This is a genomic window from Burkholderia sp. NRF60-BP8 (assembly GCF_001522585.2).
Classification (GTDB): Bacteria; Pseudomonadota; Gammaproteobacteria; order Burkholderiales; family Burkholderiaceae; genus Burkholderia.
Window position 1 is genome coordinate 1,946,857 of sequence record NZ_CP013373.1, and the last position, 21,678, is coordinate 1,968,534.

Annotated in this window: 21 protein-coding genes and 1 other RNA gene; 8 read left to right on the forward strand and 14 right to left on the reverse strand. The window is 66.6% G+C overall.

Annotated elements, in window-relative coordinates:
- Positions 1-84 precede the first annotated feature (84 nt).
- The 3 genes from WS54_RS22410 to ndk all read right to left on the reverse strand — a co-directional run bounded on the left by WS54_RS22410 (position 85) and on the right by ndk (position 2,885).
- Entirely contained in the window at positions 85-1,101 is a 1,017-nt protein-coding gene (locus WS54_RS22410; RefSeq protein WP_059781065.1) for a helix-turn-helix domain-containing protein, read from the reverse strand.
- A 163-nt stretch (positions 1,102-1,264) separates the two neighbouring features.
- Positions 1,265-2,404, reverse strand: coding sequence for a 23S rRNA (adenine(2503)-C(2))-methyltransferase RlmN (gene rlmN / locus WS54_RS22415; RefSeq protein WP_059781063.1), 1,140 nt, complete (start codon positions 2,402-2,404; stop codon positions 1,265-1,267).
- A 55-nt stretch (positions 2,405-2,459) separates the two neighbouring features.
- Entirely contained in the window at positions 2,460-2,885 is a 426-nt protein-coding gene (gene ndk / locus WS54_RS22420) for a nucleoside-diphosphate kinase (protein ID WP_040144283.1), read from the reverse strand.
- Between the two features lie 249 nt (positions 2,886-3,134).
- Between ndk and WS54_RS22425 the strand changes: the two genes are divergently transcribed.
- Positions 3,135-3,833, forward strand: coding sequence for a Bax inhibitor-1/YccA family protein (locus WS54_RS22425; RefSeq protein WP_034207445.1), 699 nt, complete (start codon positions 3,135-3,137; stop codon positions 3,831-3,833).
- Positions 3,834-3,896: 63 nt separating this feature from the next.
- On the opposite strand, the gene rlmD is transcribed toward WS54_RS22425, so the two are convergent.
- Entirely contained in the window at positions 3,897-5,294 is a 1,398-nt protein-coding gene (rlmD, locus tag WS54_RS22430; protein ID WP_082725070.1) for a 23S rRNA (uracil(1939)-C(5))-methyltransferase RlmD, read from the reverse strand.
- A gap of 221 nt (positions 5,295-5,515) precedes the next feature.
- On the opposite strand from rlmD, the gene WS54_RS22435 reads away from it, so the two are divergent.
- Positions 5,516-6,370: an endonuclease/exonuclease/phosphatase family protein gene (locus tag WS54_RS22435; RefSeq protein WP_059781060.1), complete on the forward strand. Its 855-nt coding sequence runs from the start codon at positions 5,516-5,518 to the stop codon at positions 6,368-6,370.
- A gap of 31 nt (positions 6,371-6,401) precedes the next feature.
- Here the strand turns inward: WS54_RS22435 and WS54_RS22440 are convergent, their stop codons facing one another.
- The 10 genes from WS54_RS22440 to ffs all read right to left on the reverse strand — a co-directional run bounded on the left by WS54_RS22440 (position 6,402) and on the right by ffs (position 15,986).
- Complete coding sequence (locus WS54_RS22440) at positions 6,402-7,178, reverse strand: 3'-5' exonuclease (RefSeq protein WP_059781057.1); 777 nt, start codon at positions 7,176-7,178, stop codon at positions 6,402-6,404.
- A gap of 3 nt (positions 7,179-7,181) precedes the next feature.
- Entirely contained in the window at positions 7,182-8,270 is a 1,089-nt protein-coding gene (rpoS, locus tag WS54_RS22445; protein WP_034207448.1) for an RNA polymerase sigma factor RpoS, read from the reverse strand.
- A gap of 11 nt (positions 8,271-8,281) precedes the next feature.
- Positions 8,282-9,181, reverse strand: coding sequence for a peptidoglycan DD-metalloendopeptidase family protein (locus WS54_RS22450; protein WP_059781055.1), 900 nt, complete (start codon positions 9,179-9,181; stop codon positions 8,282-8,284).
- Between the two features lie 5 nt (positions 9,182-9,186).
- Positions 9,187-10,119 (reverse strand): protein-L-isoaspartate(D-aspartate) O-methyltransferase, encoded by a 933-nt coding sequence (locus WS54_RS22455; protein WP_059781098.1) that lies wholly within the window; start codon positions 10,117-10,119, stop codon positions 9,187-9,189.
- Positions 10,116-10,877 (reverse strand): 5'/3'-nucleotidase SurE, encoded by a 762-nt coding sequence (surE, locus tag WS54_RS22460; RefSeq protein ID WP_059781052.1) that lies wholly within the window; start codon positions 10,875-10,877, stop codon positions 10,116-10,118. Before surE ends, WS54_RS22455 begins: the two co-directional genes overlap by 4 nt.
- Positions 10,878-11,094: 217 nt before the next feature.
- The gene (locus WS54_RS22465; RefSeq protein WP_059781050.1) at positions 11,095-12,300 is read right to left on the reverse strand and encodes a CaiB/BaiF CoA transferase family protein; all 1,206 of its coding nucleotides are present in this window, start codon (positions 12,298-12,300) and stop codon (positions 11,095-11,097) included.
- A 48-nt stretch (positions 12,301-12,348) separates the two neighbouring features.
- Positions 12,349-12,945, reverse strand: a complete 597-nt coding sequence (gene recR, locus WS54_RS22470; RefSeq protein ID WP_034207452.1) for a recombination mediator RecR — start codon at positions 12,943-12,945, stop codon at positions 12,349-12,351.
- Between the two features lie 31 nt (positions 12,946-12,976).
- Complete coding sequence (locus WS54_RS22475; protein WP_006482124.1) at positions 12,977-13,303, reverse strand: YbaB/EbfC family nucleoid-associated protein; 327 nt, start codon at positions 13,301-13,303, stop codon at positions 12,977-12,979.
- Between the two features lie 93 nt (positions 13,304-13,396).
- Positions 13,397-15,760, reverse strand: a complete 2,364-nt coding sequence (locus WS54_RS22480; RefSeq protein WP_059781049.1) for a DNA polymerase III subunit gamma/tau — start codon at positions 15,758-15,760, stop codon at positions 13,397-13,399.
- 127 nt (positions 15,761-15,887) lie between these two features.
- An RNA gene (gene ffs, locus WS54_RS22485) (signal recognition particle sRNA small type) lies at positions 15,888-15,986 on the reverse strand.
- Positions 15,987-16,373: 387 nt separating this feature from the next.
- Here ffs and trxA point away from each other — a divergent pair.
- The 6 genes from trxA to WS54_RS22515 all read left to right on the forward strand — a co-directional run bounded on the left by trxA (position 16,374) and on the right by WS54_RS22515 (position 21,635).
- Positions 16,374-16,700 (forward strand): thioredoxin TrxA, encoded by a 327-nt coding sequence (gene trxA, locus WS54_RS22490; protein ID WP_006402348.1) that lies wholly within the window; start codon positions 16,374-16,376, stop codon positions 16,698-16,700.
- A 195-nt stretch (positions 16,701-16,895) separates the two neighbouring features.
- Positions 16,896-18,158 (forward strand): transcription termination factor Rho, encoded by a 1,263-nt coding sequence (rho, locus tag WS54_RS22495; RefSeq protein ID WP_006478662.1) that lies wholly within the window; start codon positions 16,896-16,898, stop codon positions 18,156-18,158.
- Between the two features lie 127 nt (positions 18,159-18,285).
- Positions 18,286-18,786, forward strand: coding sequence for a MerR family transcriptional regulator (locus WS54_RS22500; protein ID WP_059781046.1), 501 nt, complete (start codon positions 18,286-18,288; stop codon positions 18,784-18,786).
- Positions 18,783-20,339 carry an MFS transporter gene (locus WS54_RS22505; protein ID WP_059781043.1) on the forward strand — a complete coding sequence of 519 codons (1,557 nt, stop codon included), beginning with the start codon at positions 18,783-18,785 and terminating at the stop codon, positions 20,337-20,339. Before WS54_RS22500 ends, WS54_RS22505 begins: the two co-directional genes overlap by 4 nt.
- A gap of 38 nt (positions 20,340-20,377) precedes the next feature.
- Positions 20,378-21,211 (forward strand): zinc-dependent peptidase, encoded by an 834-nt coding sequence (locus WS54_RS22510; protein WP_034207456.1) that lies wholly within the window; start codon positions 20,378-20,380, stop codon positions 21,209-21,211.
- Between the two features lie 157 nt (positions 21,212-21,368).
- Complete coding sequence (locus tag WS54_RS22515) at positions 21,369-21,635, forward strand: type B 50S ribosomal protein L31 (protein ID WP_011549676.1); 267 nt, start codon at positions 21,369-21,371, stop codon at positions 21,633-21,635.
- Positions 21,636-21,678 lie beyond the last annotated feature (43 nt).

The following is a 21,678-nucleotide window of genomic DNA, read 5'->3' on the forward strand; positions in this document are numbered from 1 at the left end:
GCGACACGGCGCATGAATTGAAAAAGCGCCGTGCCCTCACGGCCTGCCGATATCGACGGCAAGCCTTCGCCACGGCGCTTGACGTCAGGGCAACGTGAACCGCGCCACGTTACCCCGCGCTGCCGAATATTTTGCCGGATCGACCGGTTTTCCGTCGAACGCAACCGCGTCGAGACCGGCCTTGTTGCCGATCGTGACCTTGAACGGCCCGTCACCGGCAACCTGCTTCGTTTCGCCGGCGCGCACCAGCGCCGAGAACAGCTCCTTGCCGTTCTTGTCGCGCACGCTGAACCAGCAATCCTGCTTGACCTTCAGTTCGACCATCGACTGGCCTGCCGCCACCACGACGCTCGCCGGCTGGGCCGGCGCGGCCGTGCTTGCCGCCGCCGTTGCCGCCACGGGCTGCGATGCAGCAGCCGTCGCGACCGGGGCCGCGGGCGCCGGGACGGCCGACGCGATCGACTGCGCCGGGGCAGCCGATGCAGCAGCCGGGGCCGGAACCTCATTCGCAACCGCCGCCGATGCGCCATTCGCAGCCGCTTCTTCGGCAGACGACGATGCCGCCGCCGCGCTCGCGGCCGATGCATGTTCGGCGTCGCTGCCCTTCAAGCGTGCGAGCAGACTCGACGAATCGCCGCCAGTGTGCCACATCAGTACGGCGACCACCGCGACGATGACGATCCCCGTTCCCCACAGCCACGGATGGTGGCGCGACGAGCCGCCCAGCGGAATCGACACGCGGCCGCGCGGCAGATCCGTGCCCGACGACGCAGGCATCGACAGGTCGACTTCCGGCACCCCGCGCTCGCGGCGCAACGCCTGCGCGAACGGTTCCGGATCGACGCCGAGCATCTTCGCGTAGCTGCGCACGACCCCGAGCGCGAACGTCACGCCGGGCAAATGGCTGATGTCGCCAGCCTCGAGCGCCCGGAGCTTTTGCGGAGCGACCTTGAGTCGCGCCGACACGTCGTCGACCGACCAGCCCTTCGCCTCCCGAAGCTGCGCCAGCCGGCTGCCGACCGCCGCCAGCGATTCCAGTCCCGCCGGTGCCGGCTTCGCGGCATTCGTCTCTGCGCCGTTAGACGGCTGCGGCTCACTCATCCTTGTCCTCGCGTCGATTCTTCTTCACTGGCGGCTGCCGCCGGCTCCCGCCGGCCGGCATCCGCAACGGTTCATACCATGCGCGGCGCCGAGGCGCCGCGACCGATCGCTATTCGCGTGTTGCACCGCCAAAGGGTTCGGGCACCCCGGCCAGGCGCCCCCGTCAAACTGCCCGAACTTCGATGATTTTTCCTGCTGCGCCCGTTCGTTCCGCAAGGCGCGTACGATCCTTCACCGCGCCGGCCAGTTGCCCGCACGCGGCGTCGATGTCGTCGCCGCGCGTCTTGCGCACGGTCGTGACGACACCCGCGTCGATGAGGACCTGCGCGAAGCGCTTGATCTGCTCCGGCTTCGAGCGGATGAGGCCCGATTCCGGAAACGGATTGAACGGGATCAGGTTGAACTTGCACGGCACGTCGCGCGTGACGGCCAGCAGTTCGCGCGCATGCGCTTCGGTGTCGTTGACGCCGTCGAGCATGCAGTATTCGAACGTGATGAAGTCGCGCGGCGCGACTTGCAGATAGCGCTGGCACGCAGCCATCAGCTCGCGAAGCGGATACTTCTTGTTGAGCGGCACCAGCTCGTCGCGCAGCGCATCGTTCGGCGCATGCAGCGAAACGGCCAGCGCGACCGGCAACTCGGCGCCGAGGCGGTCCATCATCGGCACCACGCCGGACGTCGACAGCGTGACGCGACGGCGCGACAGGCCGTACGCGTTGTCGTCGAGCATCAACCGCATCGCGGGCACGACCGCGCTGTAATTCAGGAGCGGCTCGCCCATGCCCATCATCACCACGTTGGTCACGACCCGTTCGGCCTTGCCGTTCGGGCCGGGCGCGCGGCCCAGCGACGCTCGCAATGCAAATTCGGCCATCCGGAGCTGGCCGATGATTTCGGCTGTCGACAGGTTGCGGGAGAAGCCCTGCTTGCCCGTCGAGCAGAAGCGGCAGTTCACCGCGCACCCGGCCTGCGACGACACGCACAGCGTGCCGCGCGTCTCTTCCGGGATGAACACGGTTTCGACCGCATTGCCGTTTCCGACGTCGATCAGCCACTTGCGCGTGCCGTCGGTGGAAACGTGATCGCTGACGATGTCCGGCATCACGATCGATGCGCGGCCCTTGAGCTTCTCCCTCAGGGACTTCGCGAGATCGGTCATGCCGTCGAAATCGCCGGCGTTGTACTGGTGGATCCAGCGCTGCAACTGCTTGGCGCGGAACGGCTTCTCGCCCAGGCTGCCGCAGTACGCGACAAGACCCTCGGCGTCGAAGTCGAGAAGATTGACGGAAGTTTCGCTCGTCATGATGTGCTGCCTTGCCGCGTGCGCTGAATCCTGCCTACTTGCTGTCAGCCAGGGCTTAACGCGAGTAAACGTTCATTTCCGGGAAGAAGAACGCGATTTCGACCGCTGCCGTTTCCGCAGCGTCCGAGCCGTGCACGGCGTTCGCGTCGATGCTGTCGGCGAAGTCGGCGCGGATCGTGCCCTTTTCCGCCTTCTTCGGATCCGTTGCGCCCATCAGGTCGCGGTTCTTCAGGATCGCGCCTTCACCTTCCAGAACCTGGATCATCACCGGGCCCGAGATCATGAAATCGACGAGGTCCTTGAAAAACGGACGCGCTGCGTGAACTGCGTAGAACTTCTCTGCGTCGGCACGCGACAGGTGCGCCATGCGCGCTGCGACGATCTTCAGGCCGGCGCCTTCGAAACGGCTGTAGATCTGGCCGATCACGTTCTTTGCCACCGCATCCGGCTTGATGATCGACAGGGTGCGCTCGATTGCCATAAAAACTCCAAAAAATTAAGAAGTTACAGGTTCAAATGAATCCGCTATTGTAGCACGATCCCGTGTATCATTGCGATTGAACCCTTACACGAATGAAAGGTTCAGAATCCATATGTTTTGTGCCGTCGAGCCATTGAAACCTCGCGGCACGGAACGTATCTTAGCCATAGCTGCCCCGGTTTGCTGCGCCGCACATCCCGCGCGCCGAACCGGCCCCGGACGCCCACGCGTTCAATGTTAGGAGAAACCATGAACGACTATCCGTACAATTTCGGCCGCGGCGGTTCCGTCAGCACCGCCGCGGTGCGCAACCGCGTGCTGCGGAACACGTACTGGCTGCTCGCGCTGTCGATGGTGCCGACCGTGCTGGGCGCCTGGGTCGGCGTCGCGACGGGCTTCTCGCTGTTCGCGGCCACGAGCCCGATGATGAGCCTGCTCGCGTTCTTCGCGATCGCGTTCGGCTTCATGTTCGCGATCGAGCGGACCAAGAACAGCGCGGCCGGCGTGTTCGTGCTGCTCGGCTTCACGTTCTTCATGGGCCTGATGCTGTCGCGGCTGCTGAGCTTCATCCTCGGCTTCTCGAACGGCCCGTCGCTGATCATGCTCGCGTTCGGCGGCACCGGCATCATCTTCGCCGCGATGGCGACGATCGCCACCGTCAGCAAGCGCGACTTCTCCGGGCTCGGCAAGTGGCTGTTCATGGGCGTGATCGTGATCCTGCTCGCGTCGGTCGCGAACATCTTCCTGCAACTGCCGGCGCTGATGCTCACCGTGTCGGTGCTCGCGATCGCGATCTTCTCGGCTTACATGCTGTTCGACGTCCAGCGCGTCGTGAACGGCGGCGAGACGAACTACATCTCGGCCACGCTCGCGATCTACCTCGACCTGTACAACGTGTTCACGAACCTGCTCGCGCTGCTCGGCATCTTCGGCGGCAACCGCAACTGACGTTCGCGGCGCACCATGAAAAAACCGGCCCTCGGGCCGGTTTTTTTACGTCCGGCGCCCGGCTCAGTCGCGCTCGAACAGCGCGATCGATTCGACGTGCGACGTATTCGGGAACATGTTCACGACGCCGGCGCCCTTCAGCCGGTAACCGGCCTCGTGCACGAGCAGGCCCGCATCGCGCGCGAGCGTCGACGGGTTGCACGACACGTAGACGATGCGCTTCGGCAGCGGGCCTGTGCCACTCTGCGCGATCTCGGCCAGCGCCTTCGATACCGCGAGCGCGCCTTCGCGCGGCGGGTCGATCAGGAACTTGTCGAAGGCGCCGAGTGCGCGGAGGTCGTCGCCCGTCACTTCGAACAGGTTCCGGCACGCGAACGTCGTGTGACCGTCGACACCGTTCTCGCGTGCGTTCGCCAGCGCGCGCGTGGTCAGCGTGTCGCTGCCCTCGATGCCCATCACTTCGCGCGACAGCCGCGCAAGCGGCAGCGTGAAGTTGCCGATCCCGCAGAAGAGGTCGAGCACGCGATCGTCGCGCGACGGCGCGAGCAGGCGCAGCGCCCGCCCCACCAGCACGCGATTGATCTGGTGGTTGACCTGCGTGAAGTCGGTCGGCTTGAACGGCATGCGGATGCCGAATTCCGGCAGCGTGTAATCGAGCGAGACGTCGAGCGGATAGAACGGCGTCACCGTGTCGGGACCCTTCGGCTGCAGCCAGAACTGCACGTTGTGCTCGTCCGCAAACGCGCGCAGCAGCGCTTCGTCGTCCGCGTCGATCGGCTCCAGCACGCGCAGCACGAGCGCGGTGACCGACGAGCCGACCGCGAGTTCGATCTGCGGCATCCGGTCGCGAATCGACAGCCCTTCGACGAGCCGGCGCAGCGGCACGAGCATTGCCGACACGTGCGGCGGCAGCACTTCGCAACTCGTCATGTCGGCGACGTAGCTGCTCTTCTTCTCGTGGAAGCCGACCAGCACGCCGCCCTTCTTCGCCACGTTGCGCACGGTCAGGCGCGCTCGGTAGCGATAACCCCACGACGGACCGTGGATCGGCGCGAACATCGTTTCCGCACGCAGCTTCGCCAGATGCCACAAATTGTCTTCGAGCACGCGCTGCTTGACCGCCACCTGCGCGCGCATGTCGAGATGCTGCATCGAGCAGCCGCCGCAGGTGCCGAAGAATTCGCACTTCGGCTGCGTGCGCAGCACGCTCGGGCGCAGAATGTCGACTACCGTCGCCTGTTCGTAGCTCGGCTTGCGGCGATAGCTCGAATAGGTCACGCGCTCGCCCGGCAGCGCGCCTTCGACGAAGATCACCTTGCCCGGCTGACCGTCCTCGGTCATCGTGCGGCCGACACCGCGCGCTTCCATGTCGAGCGATTCGATCTCGAGAACCGGGGCGGGCCCGGGCGCGACGGGCGCGTTTTTCGATTTGCGCGCAGAAGTGGGGACGGCTTCGGACACCAGCTTTTCCTGACAAACGTTGAAGAAGGCGAGATTGTAGACGACGAAGGCCCCCGCCGCGCGCTTTGGATGAGGCAGGCGTCGAACTTGCGCACGGACAGCGCTGTGGTGCGCCCGGTCCATGCAAGGCGGCTTCGGGATGCACCTGCGGCGAGCCTGGCCGCAAATCGCGTCGGGGCAACGCCCACGCCCCGACAGTCCGCCCAACAGGAGATTCGACCATGCGATTGATCGACTGGAACATCCAATGGGGTCGGGACGCGGACGGCGTCGTCGATCTTTCCCGTACCGTCGCGGCCATCCGCCAGCTCGGCGATTTCGACGTGCTGTGCCTGCAGGAAGTCACGCGCGGCTTCGACGCACTGCCCGGCCGGCCACGCACCGACCAGTTCGCCGAACTCGCGACGCTGCTGCCCGGCTATACGATCGTCGACGCCATCGGCGCCGACCTGCCGGCCGTCCGGCCGGGCGCACCGCGCCGCCAGTTCGGCAATGCAATCGCGACGCGGCTGCCGGTCGGGCGCGTGCTGCGCCAATCGCTGCCGTGGCCGGCCGACGCCGGCGCGCCGTCGATGCCGCGCGTCGCGCTCGATGTCGAGTTGCAGGCGCCCTTCGGGGCATTGCGCGTGGTCACCACGCATCTGGAGTATTACTCGGCGCGCCAGCGACTTGCGCAGGTCGATGCGTTGCGCGACCGGCATCGCGAGGCCTGCGCGCACGCGAACCGACCCGCTCCCGCCGAAACCGCCGAGGGACCTTTCAGCGCGACCGGGCAACCGCGCGACGCGATCGTCTGCGGCGATTTCAACAGCGCATTCGACGGCGACGCGTACCGGCGCTTCCTGGAGCCGATCGCCGACGCGCCGGGTTTCGTCGACGCGTGGGTCGCACGGCATCCCGGTCGTACGCCGCCGCCGACGGCCGGCGTCTACGATACGGCGCAATGGGCGGACGGGCCGCTCGCGTGCGATTTCGTGTTCGTGACCGACACGCTGTTGCCGCGCGTCATCGGCTGCGAAGTCGACGGCAACGTACGCGCGTCCGATCACCAGCCGGTGCTGCTCGAACTGGCCTGATCGCGCCGGTTGCGGGCACGAGCGGCCCGCGCTATGCGTCGAAGCCCGCCAGGTATTCGACCCAGTGCGCGGCCGGCTCCTGCGCAAGCGCGTTCTTCACGAGCAGGATCTCGTCCGCGTACTCGCTCGGCGTCAGGCCGCCGCGCATCAACTGGAACCGGCAATACAGCAGGTAGGTGTTGACGACGTCGGTTTCGCAATAGTTGCGGATTTCGTCGATCCGCCCGTCCTGGAACGCCGGCCACACCTGGCTGCCGTCCATCCCGAGCTTGCCCGGAAAGCCGCACAGCTTCGCGAGCACATCGAGCGGCGCGTTGGCGCGCGCCTGATACATCGCGAGCACGTCCATCAGGTCGGTATGCCGCGAGTGATAGCGCGAGATGTAGTTGTTCCACTTGAATTCGCGGTCGTCCTCGCCGAGATCCCAGTAGCGGGTGGCGGGAATGCCGTGCACGAGCGCGCGGTAATGGAGGACCGGCAGATCAAAACCGCCGCCGTTCCACGACACGAGCTGCGGCGTGTATTTCTCGATCACGCGGTAGAACGACTGGATCAGCGTGGCTTCGCTGTCCTGCGGCGTCCCGAGGGAGCGCACGCGAAAACCGTTGTTGTCGCGGAACACGCACGAGATCGCCGCGATCCGCTGCAGATGGTGCGGCAGGAAATCGCTGCCGGTCTTCTCGCGCCGCGCGGCGAATGCGTGTTCGGCCACCACGGCATCGTCGAGCGTCGCGGGCAGCTCTTCCAGACGGCGAATGCCGTCGACATCGGGAATCGTCTCGATGTCAAAAACGAGAATCGGAGTCATCGGTTACAGAACGGCGTCCTTGCGCACGCCGTTGGAGGCGAAGAACCGCTTGAGGCGCACCAGCGCTTCCTGCTGGATCTGCCGCACGCGCTCGCGCGTGAGCCCCATCTCGTCGGCCAGTTCCTCGAGCGTCGCCGGTTCGATGTGATTCAGCCCGAAGCGGCGCTCGATCACGTGCCGGTGCTTGTCGGACAGCCGTGACAGCCAGGCGCGCGTCAACGTTTCGAGCTCGCGGTGCTGCACCTCCGCGTCGGGCGACTGGCTCTGGTCGTCGGGCAGCAGGTCGAGCAGGCTGCTCGCGGGATCGAGGTCGAGCGGCGCGTCGAGCGACGCCGTGTGTTCGTTGAGTGCGAGGATATCGGTGACTTCCTCGGCGGTCTTGCCGGTGAGATAAGCGATGTCGTCGATGCTGGCTTCGCGGCGCTCGGCCGCCTCGCCCGTCGACATCGAATTCTTTTCGAGGTGGCGCTTCGCGCGCAGCACCTGATTCAGTTCGCGGATCACGTGCACGGGCAGGCGCACCGTGCGCGCCTGGTTCATGATCGCGCGCTCGATGCTCTGCCGGATCCACCATGTCGCATAGGTCGAGAAACGGAAACCGCGCGTCGGGTCGAATTTCTCGATCGCGTGCATGAGGCCGAGGTTGCCTTCCTCGATCAGGTCGAGCAGCGGCACGCCGCGGTTCAGATACCCCTTCGCGATACTGACGACGAGACGCAGATTGCGCTCGATCATCACCTGCCGCGCCTCGAATTCGCCGGCCTTCGCGAGGCGCGAATAGCGCTGCTCTTCCTCGACGGTCAGCAACGGCTTCACGCTGATGCGGTTCAGGTAATGCTGGATCGTATCGGCCGTGAGCTCGGCCTGCAGCAGCGTGCGGAAATCGTCGACGTCGGGCGCCGCTTCCGGGCGGCCTTCGCGCTCGTCGTCGCCACCGTCCGCTTCGCCGTCGCGTACCTCGAGCTCACGTTCGTTTTCCGCGACGTCGTCTTCGTCGTCCGTCGAAGCAGCTACTCGCCCCACCGATGCTTGCGTGGCACGACTGATCTTCTCAGACTCGGCTTGCGGCTCGTGGCGCTTCGATTTCGGCATGGTCGTCTCGGTTATTGAGGCGGCAAATACTTCAGCGGATCGACAGGCTTACCCTGCCGGCGAACCTCGAAATGCAGCATCACGCGGTCGGCATCGCTGTTACCCATCTCGGCGATCTTCTGCCCCTTCGTTACCGCGTCCCCCTCTTTTACCATCAAAGCGCGATTGTGTGCATACGCCGTGAGGTAAGTTGCATCGTGTTTGATGATAATGAGGTTGCCGTAGCCGCGCAGACCGTTGCCGGAGTAAACGACGCGGCCGTCTGCCGCCGCCTTCACGGCTTCGCCGGCCGTCCCGCCGATATTGACGCCCTTGTTCTTCGCATCGTCGAACCCGTTCAGCACGGGGCCGCGCGCGGGCCATGCGAACGTCACGGGGCCGCTCGGCGCGGCCGCCGTATCGCTCGAGCCAGTGGCCGCAGCCGGCGGCGTGGCGGCGAGCGCGGACGACGTGCCGGCCGGCGTGGCCGGACCGCTGCTCAGCGGTGCGGTCGCGACCGCACCGCCGACGATCGGCGCGGTGGCCGGCGCGCCCGCAGCCGGTACGCCCGCGACCGCAGCGCCGCCCGGCGGCGCCACGCGCAGCAACTGGTCGACTTCGATCTGGTTCGGGTTCGCCAGATTGTTCCACGACGCGATGTCGCGATAGTTCTGCCCGTTCTCGAGTGCAATCCGGTACAGCGTGTCACCCGGCTTCACGCGGTAGAAGCCCGGCGGCGGCGGGCCGAGCGGCACCGCGGGCTGTGCGGCGGTCGTGCCGAGCGACCCGGAGCGGTCGACGACGGGCGCGTTGTCGAGCCGCGTCGCACAGGCGGCCAGTAACGTGGAGAACGCAGCCACACAGATCGCGCGCTGGGCGAGCGTGAGCGGTTCCCTGGATCGGTTGTTTTGCATCGCGCGCAACATACTCATCGGTTTCAAATCACTCCGGATTTTAAAGGGACAAAGAAAACGCGATCAAGCCGGGACTCTCGCCATTGCGCGTGCGCGACGCGCTCGACGAGCGTGAGCACCTGGTGCCGCCCGCTCTGTGCGCCGACCGGCGCGACGAGCCGCCCGCCGATCGCGAGCTGCTCGAGCAGCGCCTGCGGCACGTCGAGCCCCGCGGCCGCGATCACGATCGCGTCGAACGGGGCCGCGGACGGCAGGCCGACACGCCCGTCGCCGTAGTGCAGACGGATGTTCGGCACGCGCAGCGGCCGCAGGTTCAGCTTCGCGCGCTCGTAAAGCGGCTTGATGCGTTCAATCGAATACACGTCGCGTGCCACGTGACTCAGCACGGCGGCCTGATAGCCGCAACCGGTGCCGATCTCGAGCACGCGCTCGAGCGTGCGGCCGGCCATCGCGAGCTCGATCATGCGCGCGACGACCGACGGCTTTGAAATGGTCTGCTGGTGGCCGATCGGCAGTGCCGAATCCTCGTAGGCCTGTGTCGCGAGGCCGGGATCGACGAACATGTGGCGCGGCACCGCGGCCATCGCGTCCAGCACGCGCGCATCGGTCACGCCGTTCGCGCGCAGGCGTTCGACCATCCGCTCGCGCACACGTTCCGACGTGAGCGCGAATGCGCCGGCCGGCGCGACGCTCGGCGCAGCCGGCTTCGGCAGCGCCGGCTTCAGCACGGTCGGCTTCGGTGCGGTGGCCGGCTTCGCGGCGGCGACACCCGGCAGCGGCGCCCGCGCGGCGGCCGGCTTCACCGCAACCGGTTTCAGCACGGCTGCGGGTTTGTCGGCGGCCTTCGACATCGCTCCCGCCGCCTGACGTTCACCGGCCCGACCTTCCGACTTGCGTGGCGCTCGCTTGAGATCTTCGAGCGCGAGCGGGAACCGCTTCGCGCGCTCGCCGCTCATGAAGCCCGCCCTCCGGCGCGCGCCCATTCGCGCGTCGCGGGCAGCATCTGCGTATGCGTGAGATCGAGCTGCAGCGGCGTGATCGACACGAAACCGTTTGCGACGGCATGGAAATCAGTGCCCTCGCTGGCGTCCAGCGCCTCGCCCGCGGCACCGATCCAGTAAATCGGCTCGCCGCGCGGGTCGGTCTGGCGAATCACCGGCTGCGACGGATGACGCTTGCCGAGGCGCGTGACTTGCCAGCTCTTCAGTTGGTCGTACGGCAGGTTCGGAATATTGACGTTCAGCAGCGGCTGGCCGGGCAGCGGGTGCGCGAGGTAGTGCGCGACGATTTCCGCGGCGACGCGCGCGGCGTCGGCCAGATGGGCCCAGCCCTTGTCGACCAGCGAGAACGCGATGGCCGGCACACCGAACATGATGCCTTCGGTGGCGGCTGCAACCGTCCCCGAATAGAGCGTGTCTTCACCCATGTTCTGGCCGTTGTTGATGCCCGACACGACGATATCCGGCCTCGCATCGGCCATCCCGGTCAGCGCGACGTGCACCGAATCGGTCGGCGTGCCGTTCACGTAGAAGAAACCCGTACCCGCTGCGCGCTGCACCGACAGCGGCCGCGACAACGTGAGGGAATTCGACGCGCCGCTGCAGTTCTGCTCGGGCGCGATCACCGTAAGCTCGGCCAGCGGCTGCAACGCTTCGCTGAGCGCGGCGAGACCGGGGGCGAGATAGCCGTCGTCGTTGCTGAGTAAGATTCGCATCCGGCGATTGTAACCGAGGAAAGATGGCGCGAGAGCGACAGTCCGGCCACCGTGGACGGGCGGGTATACGCATGGGCGCGCGATGCGCCGCCGCACCGTGCGGCGGCGTTCTGCGCACCGGGGAAAACGCCGGGCCGCCGGCTTTTCCGCCCGGAGAAAATCTCCTCGGAGATGCCGTCGCCGAGCAGCCCGGCGCGAAGCGCCAGGCCGGTTGCGCTCAGATCGCGCCCGCCTCGCGCAGTGCGGCAATCGCCTCACCGTCATAGCCGAGGCCGCGCAGCACCTCGTCGGTGTGCTCGCCGAGCGCGGGCCCGAGCCAGCGCGTTTCGCCCGGCGTGTCCGACAACTTCGGCGTGATGTTCGGCAGCGGAATGTCGGTGCCGTCGGCCAGCTTGAAATGCTGGATCATCTGGCGCGCGACGAACTGCGGATCGGTGAACATGTCGGCGGCGCTGTAGATGCGCCCGGCCGGCACGTCGGCCGCGTTGAGCACGGCGAGCGCCTCGTCGATCGTGCGCGGCGCGAGCCACGCGGCGATCGCGTCGTCGATTTCCTGCGTGCGCGGCACGCGCCCGTCGTTTTGCGCGAGCGCGGGATCGTCGGCGAGGTCGTCGCGCTCGATCGCCTTCATCAGCCGCTTGAAGATCGGATCGCTGTTGCCGCCGATCACGATGCTGCCGTCGCGGCATGCATACGTATTCGACGGCACGATGCCCGGCAGCGACGCGCCGGTGCGCTCGCGCACCATCCCGTACACGCCGTACTCGGGCACCACGCTTTCCATCATGTTGAAGACGGCTTCATACAGTGCAACGTCGACCACCTGCCCCGCGCCGCCGTTGACCTTGCGGTGATGGAGCGCCATCAGCGCGCCGATCACGCCGTGCAGCGCGGCGATCGAATCGCCGATCGAGATGCCGATGCGCGGCGGCGGCAGATCCGGATAGCCGGTGATGTGGCGCAGCCCGCCCATCGATTCGGCGATCGCACCGAAGCCGGGCCGGTCGCGGTACGGGCCCGTCTGCCCGTAGCCGGACAGGCGCACCATCACGAGGCCCGGGTTGTCGGCCGACAGCACGTCGTAGCCGAGCCCGAGCTTTTCGAGCAGGCCCGGACGGAAATTCTCGATCACGATGTCGGCCTCGCTCGCGAGCTGCCGCGCGATCGCCTTGCCGGCGTCGGCTTTCAGATTGAGCGTGACCGATTTCTTGTTGCGCGCCTGGACCGACCACCACAGCGATGTGCCGCCCTGCTCCGGGTGGAGTTTGCGCCACTTGCGCAGCGGGTCGCCGCCGTTCGGATCCTCGATCTTGATCACTTCCGCGCCGAATTCCGCGAACAGCCGCGACGCGAACGGCCCCGCGATCAGCGTTCCGAATTCGAGCACTTTGACGCCCGCGAGCGGGCCCTGGCTGACGCTCATGTGTCTCCCTGGCATGAGGAACGACGCCGCCGGCAGGCGGCGCCCGGCTTACATCGTGCGGCGGTCGAGCATCGCGCGGGCGATGGTGCCCGCGTCGACGTACTCGAGCTCTCCGCCCACCGGCACGCCGCGCGCGAGGCGCGTGACCGCCAGCCCGCGCGCCTTGAGCGTCTGGCCGAGGTAGTGGGCGGTGGCTTCGCCTTCGTTCGTGAAGTTGGTCGCGAGCACGACCTCCTTGACGACGCCGTCGGACGCGCGCCGCACGAGGCGGTCGAAATGGATTTCCTTCGGGCCGATTCCGTCGAGCGGGCTCAGTCGCCCCATCAGCACGAAATACAGCCCGCGGTAGGTCATCGTCTGCTCGAGCATGATCTGGTCGGCAGGCGTCTCGACGACGCACAGCAGCGTCGGATCACGCTCCTCGTCGCTGCAGACCTCGCAGATCCGCGCTTCGGTGAACGTGTTGCACTTCTCGCAGTGCTGCAGGTGCTCGGTCGCGAACAGCAGCGAGCGGCCGAGCCGCTCGGCGCCCTCACGGTCGTGCTGCATCAGGTGAACCGCCATGCGCTGCGCGGATTTCGGCCCGACGCCGGGCAGCACGCGCAACGCTTCGACGAGCGCGGACAAGGCGGACGGCTGTTTCATACGGCGGCAAACAGTGACAAGGACGCTGCGCTCAGAACGGCAGCTTGAAGCCCGGGGGCAGCGGCAGGCCCGACGTCATCCCGCTCATCTTTTCCTGCGACGTTGCTTCGGCCTTGCGCACCGCGTCGTTGAACGCAGCGGCGACGAGATCCTCGAGCATGTCCTTGTCGTCCGCGAGCAGGCTCGGGTCGATCGACACGCGGCGCACTTCGTTGCGGCACGTCATCGTCACCTTGACGAGGCCGGCGCCCGACTGCCCTTCGACTTCGATGAGTGCAAGCTGCTCCTGCATCTTCTTCATGTTTTCCTGCATTTGCTGCGCTTGCTTCATCAGTCCGGCGAGGTTGCCTTTCAACATGGGGATACTCCTTCTGGATCGTGTGAAAACCGGCACGCGGCGCGTGCCGGCCATTGTGCGGGGCGTGATTGTGCCAGTCGCGGGGCGCTCGGTTCAATGCAGCGTCGGCGGCGCGCCGTCCGGCGCCGAATCGGCGAGCGGGCGCACCGAGCCGTCGACGATGCGTGCACCGAACTCGCGCACGAGCTGCTGGACGAACGGATCGCCGTGAATCTCCTGTTCGGCTTCGCGCTGGCGCGCCGCGCGGGCGGCCGCATCGAGCGCCGCCGCGGTGCGCCGCGCAGGCCCGACCTCGACGCTCACCTCGACCGGCTTGCCGAGCGCATCGGCCAATGCCGCCTTCAATTTCGCCACCTGCGCGGCGTCCGCATACTGCGGCACCGGCACGGACAATTTCAATGCGGTCGCATCGACGGCCGTCAGTTCGCTGTTGAACGCGAGCTGGTACGCGACACCCTTCAGCGGCAGCCGCGCGGCCAGCGCCGGCCATTCGCCGTCGAAGCCGATCGGATCGAGCGCGATCGCCGGCGGCAACGGGCGCGAGTCGATCGGCGCGGCCGGACGCGCGTCCGCCGGCTTCGGCGTCACGCGCACATCGTCGGGACCGCTGTCGAATGCCGGCACGAAGCCGTCGTCGGAACCGCCGAACATCTCGTCGGCGCTGAGCGGCACGTAGTCGTCGGGCGGGATGTCTTCCCAAGGCGGCGACGGCTGACGCGAATCGGCTGCTGCCTGCGGCGCACGGGCAACGGCACGCGGCGTCGGCACCTGGACGGCCGGACGCGGCGCGGCCGGCTTGTCGACAGCCGGCTGGGCTGCCGCCGGCTTGGCGGCAGCGCCTGCGCGGCCGCGGTCCGACGACACGCGCATCCCTGCATTGCGCAGCACGTCGAGCGCGGCGGCCGCACCGCCTGCGCGTGCCGTCGACCGCGTGGCGGCGGGCTCGGGCGATGCAGTGCGCGGCGCCGGTTCGACCGCTGGAGCCGGTTCGGCGTTTCGCTGCACGGCGGCAACGGCAGGCGGCTCAGGTTCCTTGCGCGCGGGAGGCGGCATGTCGCCTGCGGGCGCCGCCTTCGCTTCCGGCTGCGGCGGCTCGATCGCTGGTGCGTCGGACGCTGCCGGTGCTGCCGACTCCGCCGATGACGGGACGGCAGCCGGCTTGGCGGCCGCCCGCTCGACTTCGTCGCTCGATTGCGCCGGCGCCGAACGTGCGACCGGCGCAGCCGGCGCCGCGGCGGGCGGCCGTGCTGCGGCAGCGGGCGCGGCCGATACCGGCTTCGCCGCAGCGGCGGCGGACGCCGCGGCCGCGCGCGGCGCCGGCACCGCACGCGGCGGCACGGACGGCTGGCCGCCCGGCGCACTGCCGGCGCCGACGGCCGGCTCGAACGCGAGCATCCGCAGCAGCGTCATCGTGAAACCGGCGTATTCGTCCGGCGCCAGGCCGAGTTCGGCGCGCCCGACGGTCGCGATCTGATAGAACAATTGAACCTGTTCGGGGCTCAGCGTCTGCGCAAAACGACGCAGGTCGGCCGCTTCCGGCCATTCGTCGAGCACCGAGCCCGGCGCGAACTGCGCCCATGCGATCCGGTGCAGCAGGCTCGCGAGATCCTGCAGCGCGGTCGAGAACGACAGGCTGCGCAGCGACATCTCGTCGGCGATCGCGAGGATTTCCGGGCCACTGCCGGCCGCGAGCGCGTCGAGCAGGCGCACCATGTAAGTCTGGTCGAGCGCGCCGAGCATGCCCGACACCGCCGACTCGGTCACCTCGTTCGCCGAATAGGCGATCGCCTGGTCGGTTAGCGACAGCGCGTCGCGCATGCTGCCCTGCGCGGCGCGCGCGAGCAGGCGCAGCGCCTGCGGCTCGAACGCGATCCGCTCTTCGCCGAGGATCCGCTCGAGATGCGACACGATGTGCCCGGCCGGCATCTGCTTCAGGTTGAACTGCAGGCAGCGCGACAGCACGGTAACGGGGATTTTCTGCGGATCGGTCGTCGCGAGGATGAACTTGACGTGCGGCGGCGGCTCTTCGAGCGTCTTCAGCATCGCGTTGAACGCGTGGTTCGTCAGCATGTGCACTTCGTCGATCATGTAGACCTTGAAGCGCGCATCGACGGGCGCGTACACCGCGCGCTCGAGCAGCGCGGCCATCTCGTCGACGCCGCGGTTGCTCGCCGCGTCCATCTCGACGTAATCGACGAAACGGCCCTCGTCGATCTCGCGACAGGCGCGACACACGCCGCACGGTTGCGACGTGACGCCGGTTTCACAGTTGAGCGCCTTCGCGAAGATCCGCGACAGCGTCGTCTTGCCGACGCCGCGCGTTCCGGTAAACAGATAGGCGTGATGGAGACGCCCGCCGTCGAGCGCGTGCGTGAGCGCCCTGACGACGTGCTCCTGGCCGACGAGCGAAGCGAAATCCTTCGGACGCCACTTGCGTGCGAGAACTTGATAGGTCATCGGGAAATTGTATCAGTAACGCTGCGTCGCGCCGACACGCGAAACGGTGCGGACCGCGGGCAACGCGCAGGTCGAACGGAGTGTGACGCAGAAATAAAAAACGCCCTGCGAACGGGGCGAGAAGGAAGGTGACGAGCCCAACCCTCGGCACTGGCGGAAAACGATTGTGGCTGCTTCGTTCCCGACCTGACCAGGTTCACCGCCCCACCATGCGAGGAGGCCCGTCACGGCATATTCTATCACCGCTTCCGGACGAAAGCGACCGTTTGTTCGCATCAATGCGAATCTCGCCGGGCAAACCGGCGCGTCGTTCAACCGGACACATAGAATTCGGCGCGCCCCTTGTAATTCGCGGACCGGCCTCCACCTGCGTGGCACGACGGTCGAACGTCGCGTCGTACCCCTACTCGCGTAGCGGCTACTATCGCCGCCCGCAGCAGATAGCAATTTAGGCTAATATGACGCCCGAACGACCCGCGAGCCGCGGCATGCAGCGCTTACGCCCTCTTTCCGGAAGGCGGAGTGACCTGCCGCAGCGGCCGGCAGCCTATGGCGGCCGGTACGCCGCAACGCGCAAGCAGGCAGTCCCCGAACCGTAAGAGGTATTGACCCAATGAGCGAACAGATCAAACACATCAGCGACGCATCGTTCGAACAGGACGTCGTCAAGTCCGACAAGCCCGTTCTCGTCGATTTCTGGGCCGAATGGTGCGGCCCGTGCAAGATGATCGCCCCGATCCTCGACGAAGTCGCGAAGGACTACGGCGACAAGCTGCAGATCGCGAAGATCAACGTCGACGACAACCAGGCCACGCCGGCGAAATTCGGCGTGCGCGGCATCCCGACGCTGATCCTGTTCAAGAACGGCGCGGCCGCCGCGCAGAAGGTCGGCGCGCTGTCGAAGTCGCAGCTCACCGCATTCCTGGACAGCCACCTGTAATACCGGCAGTTCCGCGGACGTGTTGTCAGTCGGCAACACGTCCGTCGTCAAGCCGCCGATCGCTCGCTCAAGCGCGAATCGGCCTATGCTAGAATTAAAAAACGTCGGCAAGACGCATTTAAGTCTCTGAGCGCTTCCGCTCGCCCTCCTCCCTTATTTTCTTTCGTCGCATCTCCTCCCTGGCGGGTTCTCCGTATGCATTTATCCGAGCTCAAGTCTCTGCACGTGTCCGAACTGATCGAAATGGCCAATGGCCTGGAGATCGAAAACGCGAACCGCCTGCGCAAGCAGGAGTTGATGTTCGCCATTCTCAAAAAGCGCGCCAAGACGGGAGAGACGATCTTCGGCGACGGCACGCTCGAAGTGCTGCCGGACGGCTTCGGCTTCCTGCGCTCGCCGGAAATGTCGTACCTCGCGAGCACCGACGACATCTACATCAGCCCGTCGCAGATCCGTCGCTTCAACCTGCACACCGGCGACACCATCGAAGGTGAAGTCCGCACGCCGAAGGACGGCGAGCGCTACTTCGCGCTGGTGAAGGTCGACAAAGTCAACGGGCAGCCGCCCGAGGCCTCGAAACACAAGATCATGTTCGAGAACCTCACGCCGCTGCACCCGAACAAGCCGCTGTCGCTCGAACGCGAAATGCGCGGCGAAGAGAACGTCACCGGCCGCATCATCGACATGATCGCGCCGATCGGCAAGGGCCAGCGCGGCCTGCTCGTCGCGTCGCCGAAGTCGGGCAAGACCGTGATGCTCCAGCACATCGCGCACGCGATCAAGCAGAACCACCCGGACGTGATCCTGTTCGTGCTGCTGATCGACGAGCGCCCGGAAGAAGTGACCGAAATGCAGCGCTCGGTCGCCGGCGAAGTGATCGCGTCGACGTTCGACGAACCGGCCACGCGTCACGTCCAGGTCGCCGAAATGGTGATCGAGAAGGCCAAGCGCCTCGTCGAAATGAAGCACGACGTCGTGATCCTGCTCGACTCGATCACGCGTCTCGCGCGCGCGTACAACACCGTGATTCCGGCATCGGGCAAGGTGCTGACGGGCGGTGTCGACGCGAACGCGCTGCAGCGTCCGAAGCGCTTCTTCGGCGCGGCGCGCAACATCGAGGAAGGCGGTTCGCTGACGATCATCGGCACCGCGCTGATCGAAACCGGCAGCCGCATGGACGACGTGATCTACGAAGAGTTCAAGGGCACCGGCAACATGGAAGTGCACCTCGAGCGCCGCCTCGCGGAAAAGCGCGTCTACCCGTCGATCAATCTGAACAAGTCGGGCACGCGTCGCGAGGAAATGCTGATCAAGCCCGAGATCCTTCAGAAGATCTGGGTGCTGCGCAAGTTCATTCACGACATGGACGAAGTCGAGGCCATGGAATTCCTGCTCGACAAGATCCGCCAAACGAAGAGCAACTCCGAGTTCTTCGACCTGATGCGCCGCGGCGGCTGATCGCCCCCGCTCCGCGACACGGCCGCCCGCACATCCTGCCGGCGGCCGTTTTTCGGTCGCAACCTGAACGTGAACGTACAGGTTGATCTATAATCGCGTCATTGTCCCCGTCGAACCTCCCCGACCGATGCCGAACGATGCCTCCACCACGCTATTGACCGTCAGCGACGCCGCGTCGCGGCTCGGCGTCACGCCGCGCACGCTCAAATATTACGAAGAGCGCGGGCTCGTTACGCCGTCGCGCAGCGAAGGCCGCTACCGCCTTTACGACGAAGCCGACCTCGAGCGCTTCGCGCGCATCCTGCGGTTGCGTGCGCTCGGCTTCTCGCTGCACGGCATCACCGAAATGCTGAAGCGCCCGCTGGAAGAAACAGGCGACGGCCGGCGCCGCTATTCGGAGGCGTCGCTGCGCGAGATCCGCGCCGGCCTCGCCGGGCAGATCGATACGCTGGACCGACGGATCGCGGCCGTTCAGCGCGAGCTGAAGGAGGCCGTCGCGCTGCGCAAGGAGTTGCAACACGACATCGACTACGTCGAACGGCGCCTCGCCGGCGAAAACGCCGACGCGCTGATCGCGCAGCGGCGGGCCGAAGCCGGCACGCGGGCCGCACGCAAGGATCGCGAATGAACGCGGTGCCTGGCCGGCCGCCGCTATGGAGCCGCGCGAACCTGCGCGGGGATCTGTTCCCGTGGGCCCTCGCGCTCGTCACCGGCATCGACTACTTCGACAACGCCGTGTTCTCGTTCTTCGCGAGCTACATCGCGGGCGGCATCAACGCGTCGCCCGACGAACTCGTCTGGTCGTCGAGCGCCTACGCGGTCGCGGCCGTGCTCGGCATCCTGCAGCAGCAATGGTGGGTCGACCGGCTCGGCCATCGCCGCTACGTCGCGGGCTGCATGCTGATGTTCTCGTTCGGCGCGATCGCGGCGGCGCTGGCCGACACGTCGCTGGCGCTCGCGTTCGCGCGCGGCTTCCAGGGCTATTTCATCGGCCCGATGATGGGCGCGTGCCGGATCCTGATCCAGATCAGCTTCAAGCCGCAGGAACGGCCGCCCGCGACGCGCGCTTTCCTGATCATGATCCTGCTCGGCAGCGCGCTCGCCCCGATCGTCGGCGGGCTGCTGGTCGCGCATTCGACGTGGCGCGCCCTGTTCGCGTGCACCGCGCCGGCCGGCATCGCGTTCGCGATCCTCGCGTTGCTCACGCTGCCCGATTCGGGCCGCACGCCGGACGACGAACGCGGCTCCGGACACTTCTGGCCGTACGTCGTGTTCGCGCTCGCGCAAGGGGCGCTGCAGATCGTGCTGCAGCAGGTGCATTACCAGCTCTACAGCGGCTCGCCGATGCTGATCGTGCTGACGATCGCGGGGCTCGGCGCGCTCGCGTGGTTCGCGTATCACCAGTGGCATCACCCGACGCCGCTCGTGCGGCTGCACGCGTTTCGCGAGCGGACGTTCCAGATCGGGCTGCTGCTCTACATGTTCTATTACTACGAGACGACGGGCTTCAGTTATCTGACGTCGCGGTTCCTCGAGGGCGGGCTCGGCTATCCGGTCGAGAACGCCGGGCGCCTGGTGGGCACGATGTCGCTGATCTCGGCCACCGCGCTGTTCGCCTACCTGCGCTACGCGAAATTCGTCACGCACAAGAAGTGGTTCGTCGTGCCGGGGTTCGCGATCGCCGTCACGGCCGCGCTGTGGATGACGCGGATGACGCCGCAGGTCGGCGAAGCCGCGCTGATCGTCCCGCTGCTGCTGCGCGGGTTGCTGCTGCTGTTCATCGTGCTGCCGGTCGCGAACCTCACGTTCCGGATTTTCGCGATCGACGAATACACGCACGGCTACCGGCTGAAGAACATCGTGCGGCAACTGACGATCTCGTTCGCGACGTCGTCGGTGATCATCGTCGAGCAGCATCGGCTGGCCGTGCACCAGACACGGCTCGTCGAGCGCGCGAACGCGTTCGATCCGCTGTTCCAGCAGACCGTCGATGCGCTGACGCGCAGCTTTGCGGCCGCCGGCCACGCGCCGAACGATGCGCACGGCCTCGCGATCGCGTCGATCGCGCGGATGGTGGCGCAACAGGCGTCGTTCCTCACGTCGCTCGACGGCTTTTACTTCCTCGCGGGCGTGGCGCTCGTCGGCGGCCTCTTCGCGGCATGGCAAAAACAGATCGATTGAGTTAAAAGACAGGCTTTGGATTTTCGTCCGCCGCCTCCATGCTTTCGAAACTGACCCGCTGGTTCGACGACCGCCGCCGCGACCGCGCGCTGCGCAGCCACCCGATTTCCGATGCGTTGTGGCAGGACACCGTCGCGCGGCTGCCGTTTCTCGACGCGCTGCCGCCCGCCGATTTGGCCCGGCTGCGAGAGCTGACGAGCCTGTTCATCGCGAGGAAGTCGTTTTCGACCGCGCACGGGCTCGAGCTGACCGACGCGATGATCGTCGCGATCGCCGCGCAGGCCTGCCTGCCCGTGCTGAATCTCGACCTGTCGCTGTACGACGGCTGGGTCGGCGTCGTCGTGTATCCGGGCGAATTCGTGATCCGCAAGACCGTGCAGGACGAGGACGGCGTCGTCCACGAAGTCGAGCAGGATGCGAGCGGCGAGGCTTGGGAAGGCGGCCCCGTGATCCTGTCGTGGGAAGACGCGCAGATGACGGACGGTCGGGACGCGTACAACGTCGTGATCCACGAGTTCGCGCACAAGATCGACATGGTCAACGGCGCGGCCGACGGCTATCCGCCCCTTTTTCGCCGCTGGCATGCGCCGCATCTCGACGCGCAGGCGTGGGCCGACGTGTTCGAACACGCGTACGACCAGTTCTGCGCGCGCGTCGACGCGGTGCCGGACCGCGCGTGGGCGCGCTTCGAGCGGGACTCGCTGATCGATCCCTATGCGGCCGATCACCCGTCGGAATTCTTCGCGGTGTGCAGCGAGGCGCTGTTCGTGCGGCCGAAAGCGTTCGAGTCCGAATTTCCGGAGCTGTACCGGCTGCTCGCGCGCTACTACCGGCAGGATCCGGCCGGCACCGGCGCACTCGACGCGCGATGAAAATTATTCGTCAACCGTCTGATTTTCTGGCATAATCGCCGTTTTTCGACCTTAGGCAAGTGGCTCGCGCCGGGCTTGACGGCGGCCGAATCGCTCCCATCGGGGCGGCTCGACACGGCAAGCGGCGGGTTGGCTACCGCTATCACCAAGGAAAATCATGAAACCTGGCATTCACCCGGACTACCGCGAAGTCGTCTTCCAAGACATGTCGAACGGCTTCAAGTTCATCACGCGCTCGACGATCCAGACGCGTGAAACCATCGAACACGAAGGCAAGACCTACCCGCTCGCCAAGATCGAAGTGTCGTCGGAATCGCACTCGTTCTACACGGGTCAGCAAAAGATCATGGACACGGCAGGCCGTGTCGAGAAGTTCAAGAACAAGTTCGGCGCACGCGCGAACGGCAAGGCTGCAGCAAAGTAAGCTTTGCACCGATCCGGTGGTTGCAACGCACCGGTACCGCACG

What these genes read in the sequence shown, in the direction of transcription:
- WS54_RS22505 (WP_059781043.1), top strand. Translation starts at nt 18,783, where the DNA reads ATGAACGCGGTGCCTGGCCGGCCGCCGCTATGGAGCCGCGCGAACCTG.
- WS54_RS22440 (WP_059781057.1), bottom strand. Translation starts at nt 7,178, where the DNA reads ATGACTCCGATTCTCGTTTTTGACATCGAGACGATTCCCGATGTCGAC.
- WS54_RS22465 (WP_059781050.1), bottom strand. Translation starts at nt 12,300, where the DNA reads ATGAGCGTCAGCCAGGGCCCGCTCGCGGGCGTCAAAGTGCTCGAATTC.
- recR (WP_034207452.1), bottom strand. Translation starts at nt 12,945, where the DNA reads ATGAAACAGCCGTCCGCCTTGTCCGCGCTCGTCGAAGCGTTGCGCGTG.
- WS54_RS22515 (WP_011549676.1), top strand. Translation starts at nt 21,369, where the DNA reads ATGAAACCTGGCATTCACCCGGACTACCGCGAAGTCGTCTTCCAAGAC.
- WS54_RS22410 (WP_059781065.1), bottom strand. Translation starts at nt 1,101, where the DNA reads ATGAGTGAGCCGCAGCCGTCTAACGGCGCAGAGACGAATGCCGCGAAG.
- WS54_RS22500 (WP_059781046.1), top strand. Translation starts at nt 18,286, where the DNA reads ATGCCGAACGATGCCTCCACCACGCTATTGACCGTCAGCGACGCCGCG.
- WS54_RS22450 (WP_059781055.1), bottom strand. Translation starts at nt 9,181, where the DNA reads ATGAGTATGTTGCGCGCGATGCAAAACAACCGATCCAGGGAACCGCTC.
- WS54_RS22425 (WP_034207445.1), top strand. Translation starts at nt 3,135, where the DNA reads ATGAACGACTATCCGTACAATTTCGGCCGCGGCGGTTCCGTCAGCACC.
- ndk (WP_040144283.1), bottom strand. Translation starts at nt 2,885, where the DNA reads ATGGCAATCGAGCGCACCCTGTCGATCATCAAGCCGGATGCGGTGGCA.
- trxA (WP_006402348.1), top strand. Translation starts at nt 16,374, where the DNA reads ATGAGCGAACAGATCAAACACATCAGCGACGCATCGTTCGAACAGGAC.
- WS54_RS22475 (WP_006482124.1), bottom strand. Translation starts at nt 13,303, where the DNA reads ATGTTGAAAGGCAACCTCGCCGGACTGATGAAGCAAGCGCAGCAAATG.
- rlmN (WP_059781063.1), bottom strand. Translation starts at nt 2,404, where the DNA reads ATGACGAGCGAAACTTCCGTCAATCTTCTCGACTTCGACGCCGAGGGT.
- rpoS (WP_034207448.1), bottom strand. Translation starts at nt 8,270, where the DNA reads ATGCCGAAATCGAAGCGCCACGAGCCGCAAGCCGAGTCTGAGAAGATC.
- WS54_RS22435 (WP_059781060.1), top strand. Translation starts at nt 5,516, where the DNA reads ATGCGATTGATCGACTGGAACATCCAATGGGGTCGGGACGCGGACGGC.
- WS54_RS22510 (WP_034207456.1), top strand. Translation starts at nt 20,378, where the DNA reads ATGCTTTCGAAACTGACCCGCTGGTTCGACGACCGCCGCCGCGACCGC.
- rho (WP_006478662.1), top strand. Translation starts at nt 16,896, where the DNA reads ATGCATTTATCCGAGCTCAAGTCTCTGCACGTGTCCGAACTGATCGAA.
- surE (WP_059781052.1), bottom strand. Translation starts at nt 10,877, where the DNA reads ATGCGAATCTTACTCAGCAACGACGACGGCTATCTCGCCCCCGGTCTC.
- WS54_RS22480 (WP_059781049.1), bottom strand. Translation starts at nt 15,760, where the DNA reads ATGACCTATCAAGTTCTCGCACGCAAGTGGCGTCCGAAGGATTTCGCT.
- WS54_RS22455 (WP_059781098.1), bottom strand. Translation starts at nt 10,119, where the DNA reads ATGAGCGGCGAGCGCGCGAAGCGGTTCCCGCTCGCGCTCGAAGATCTC.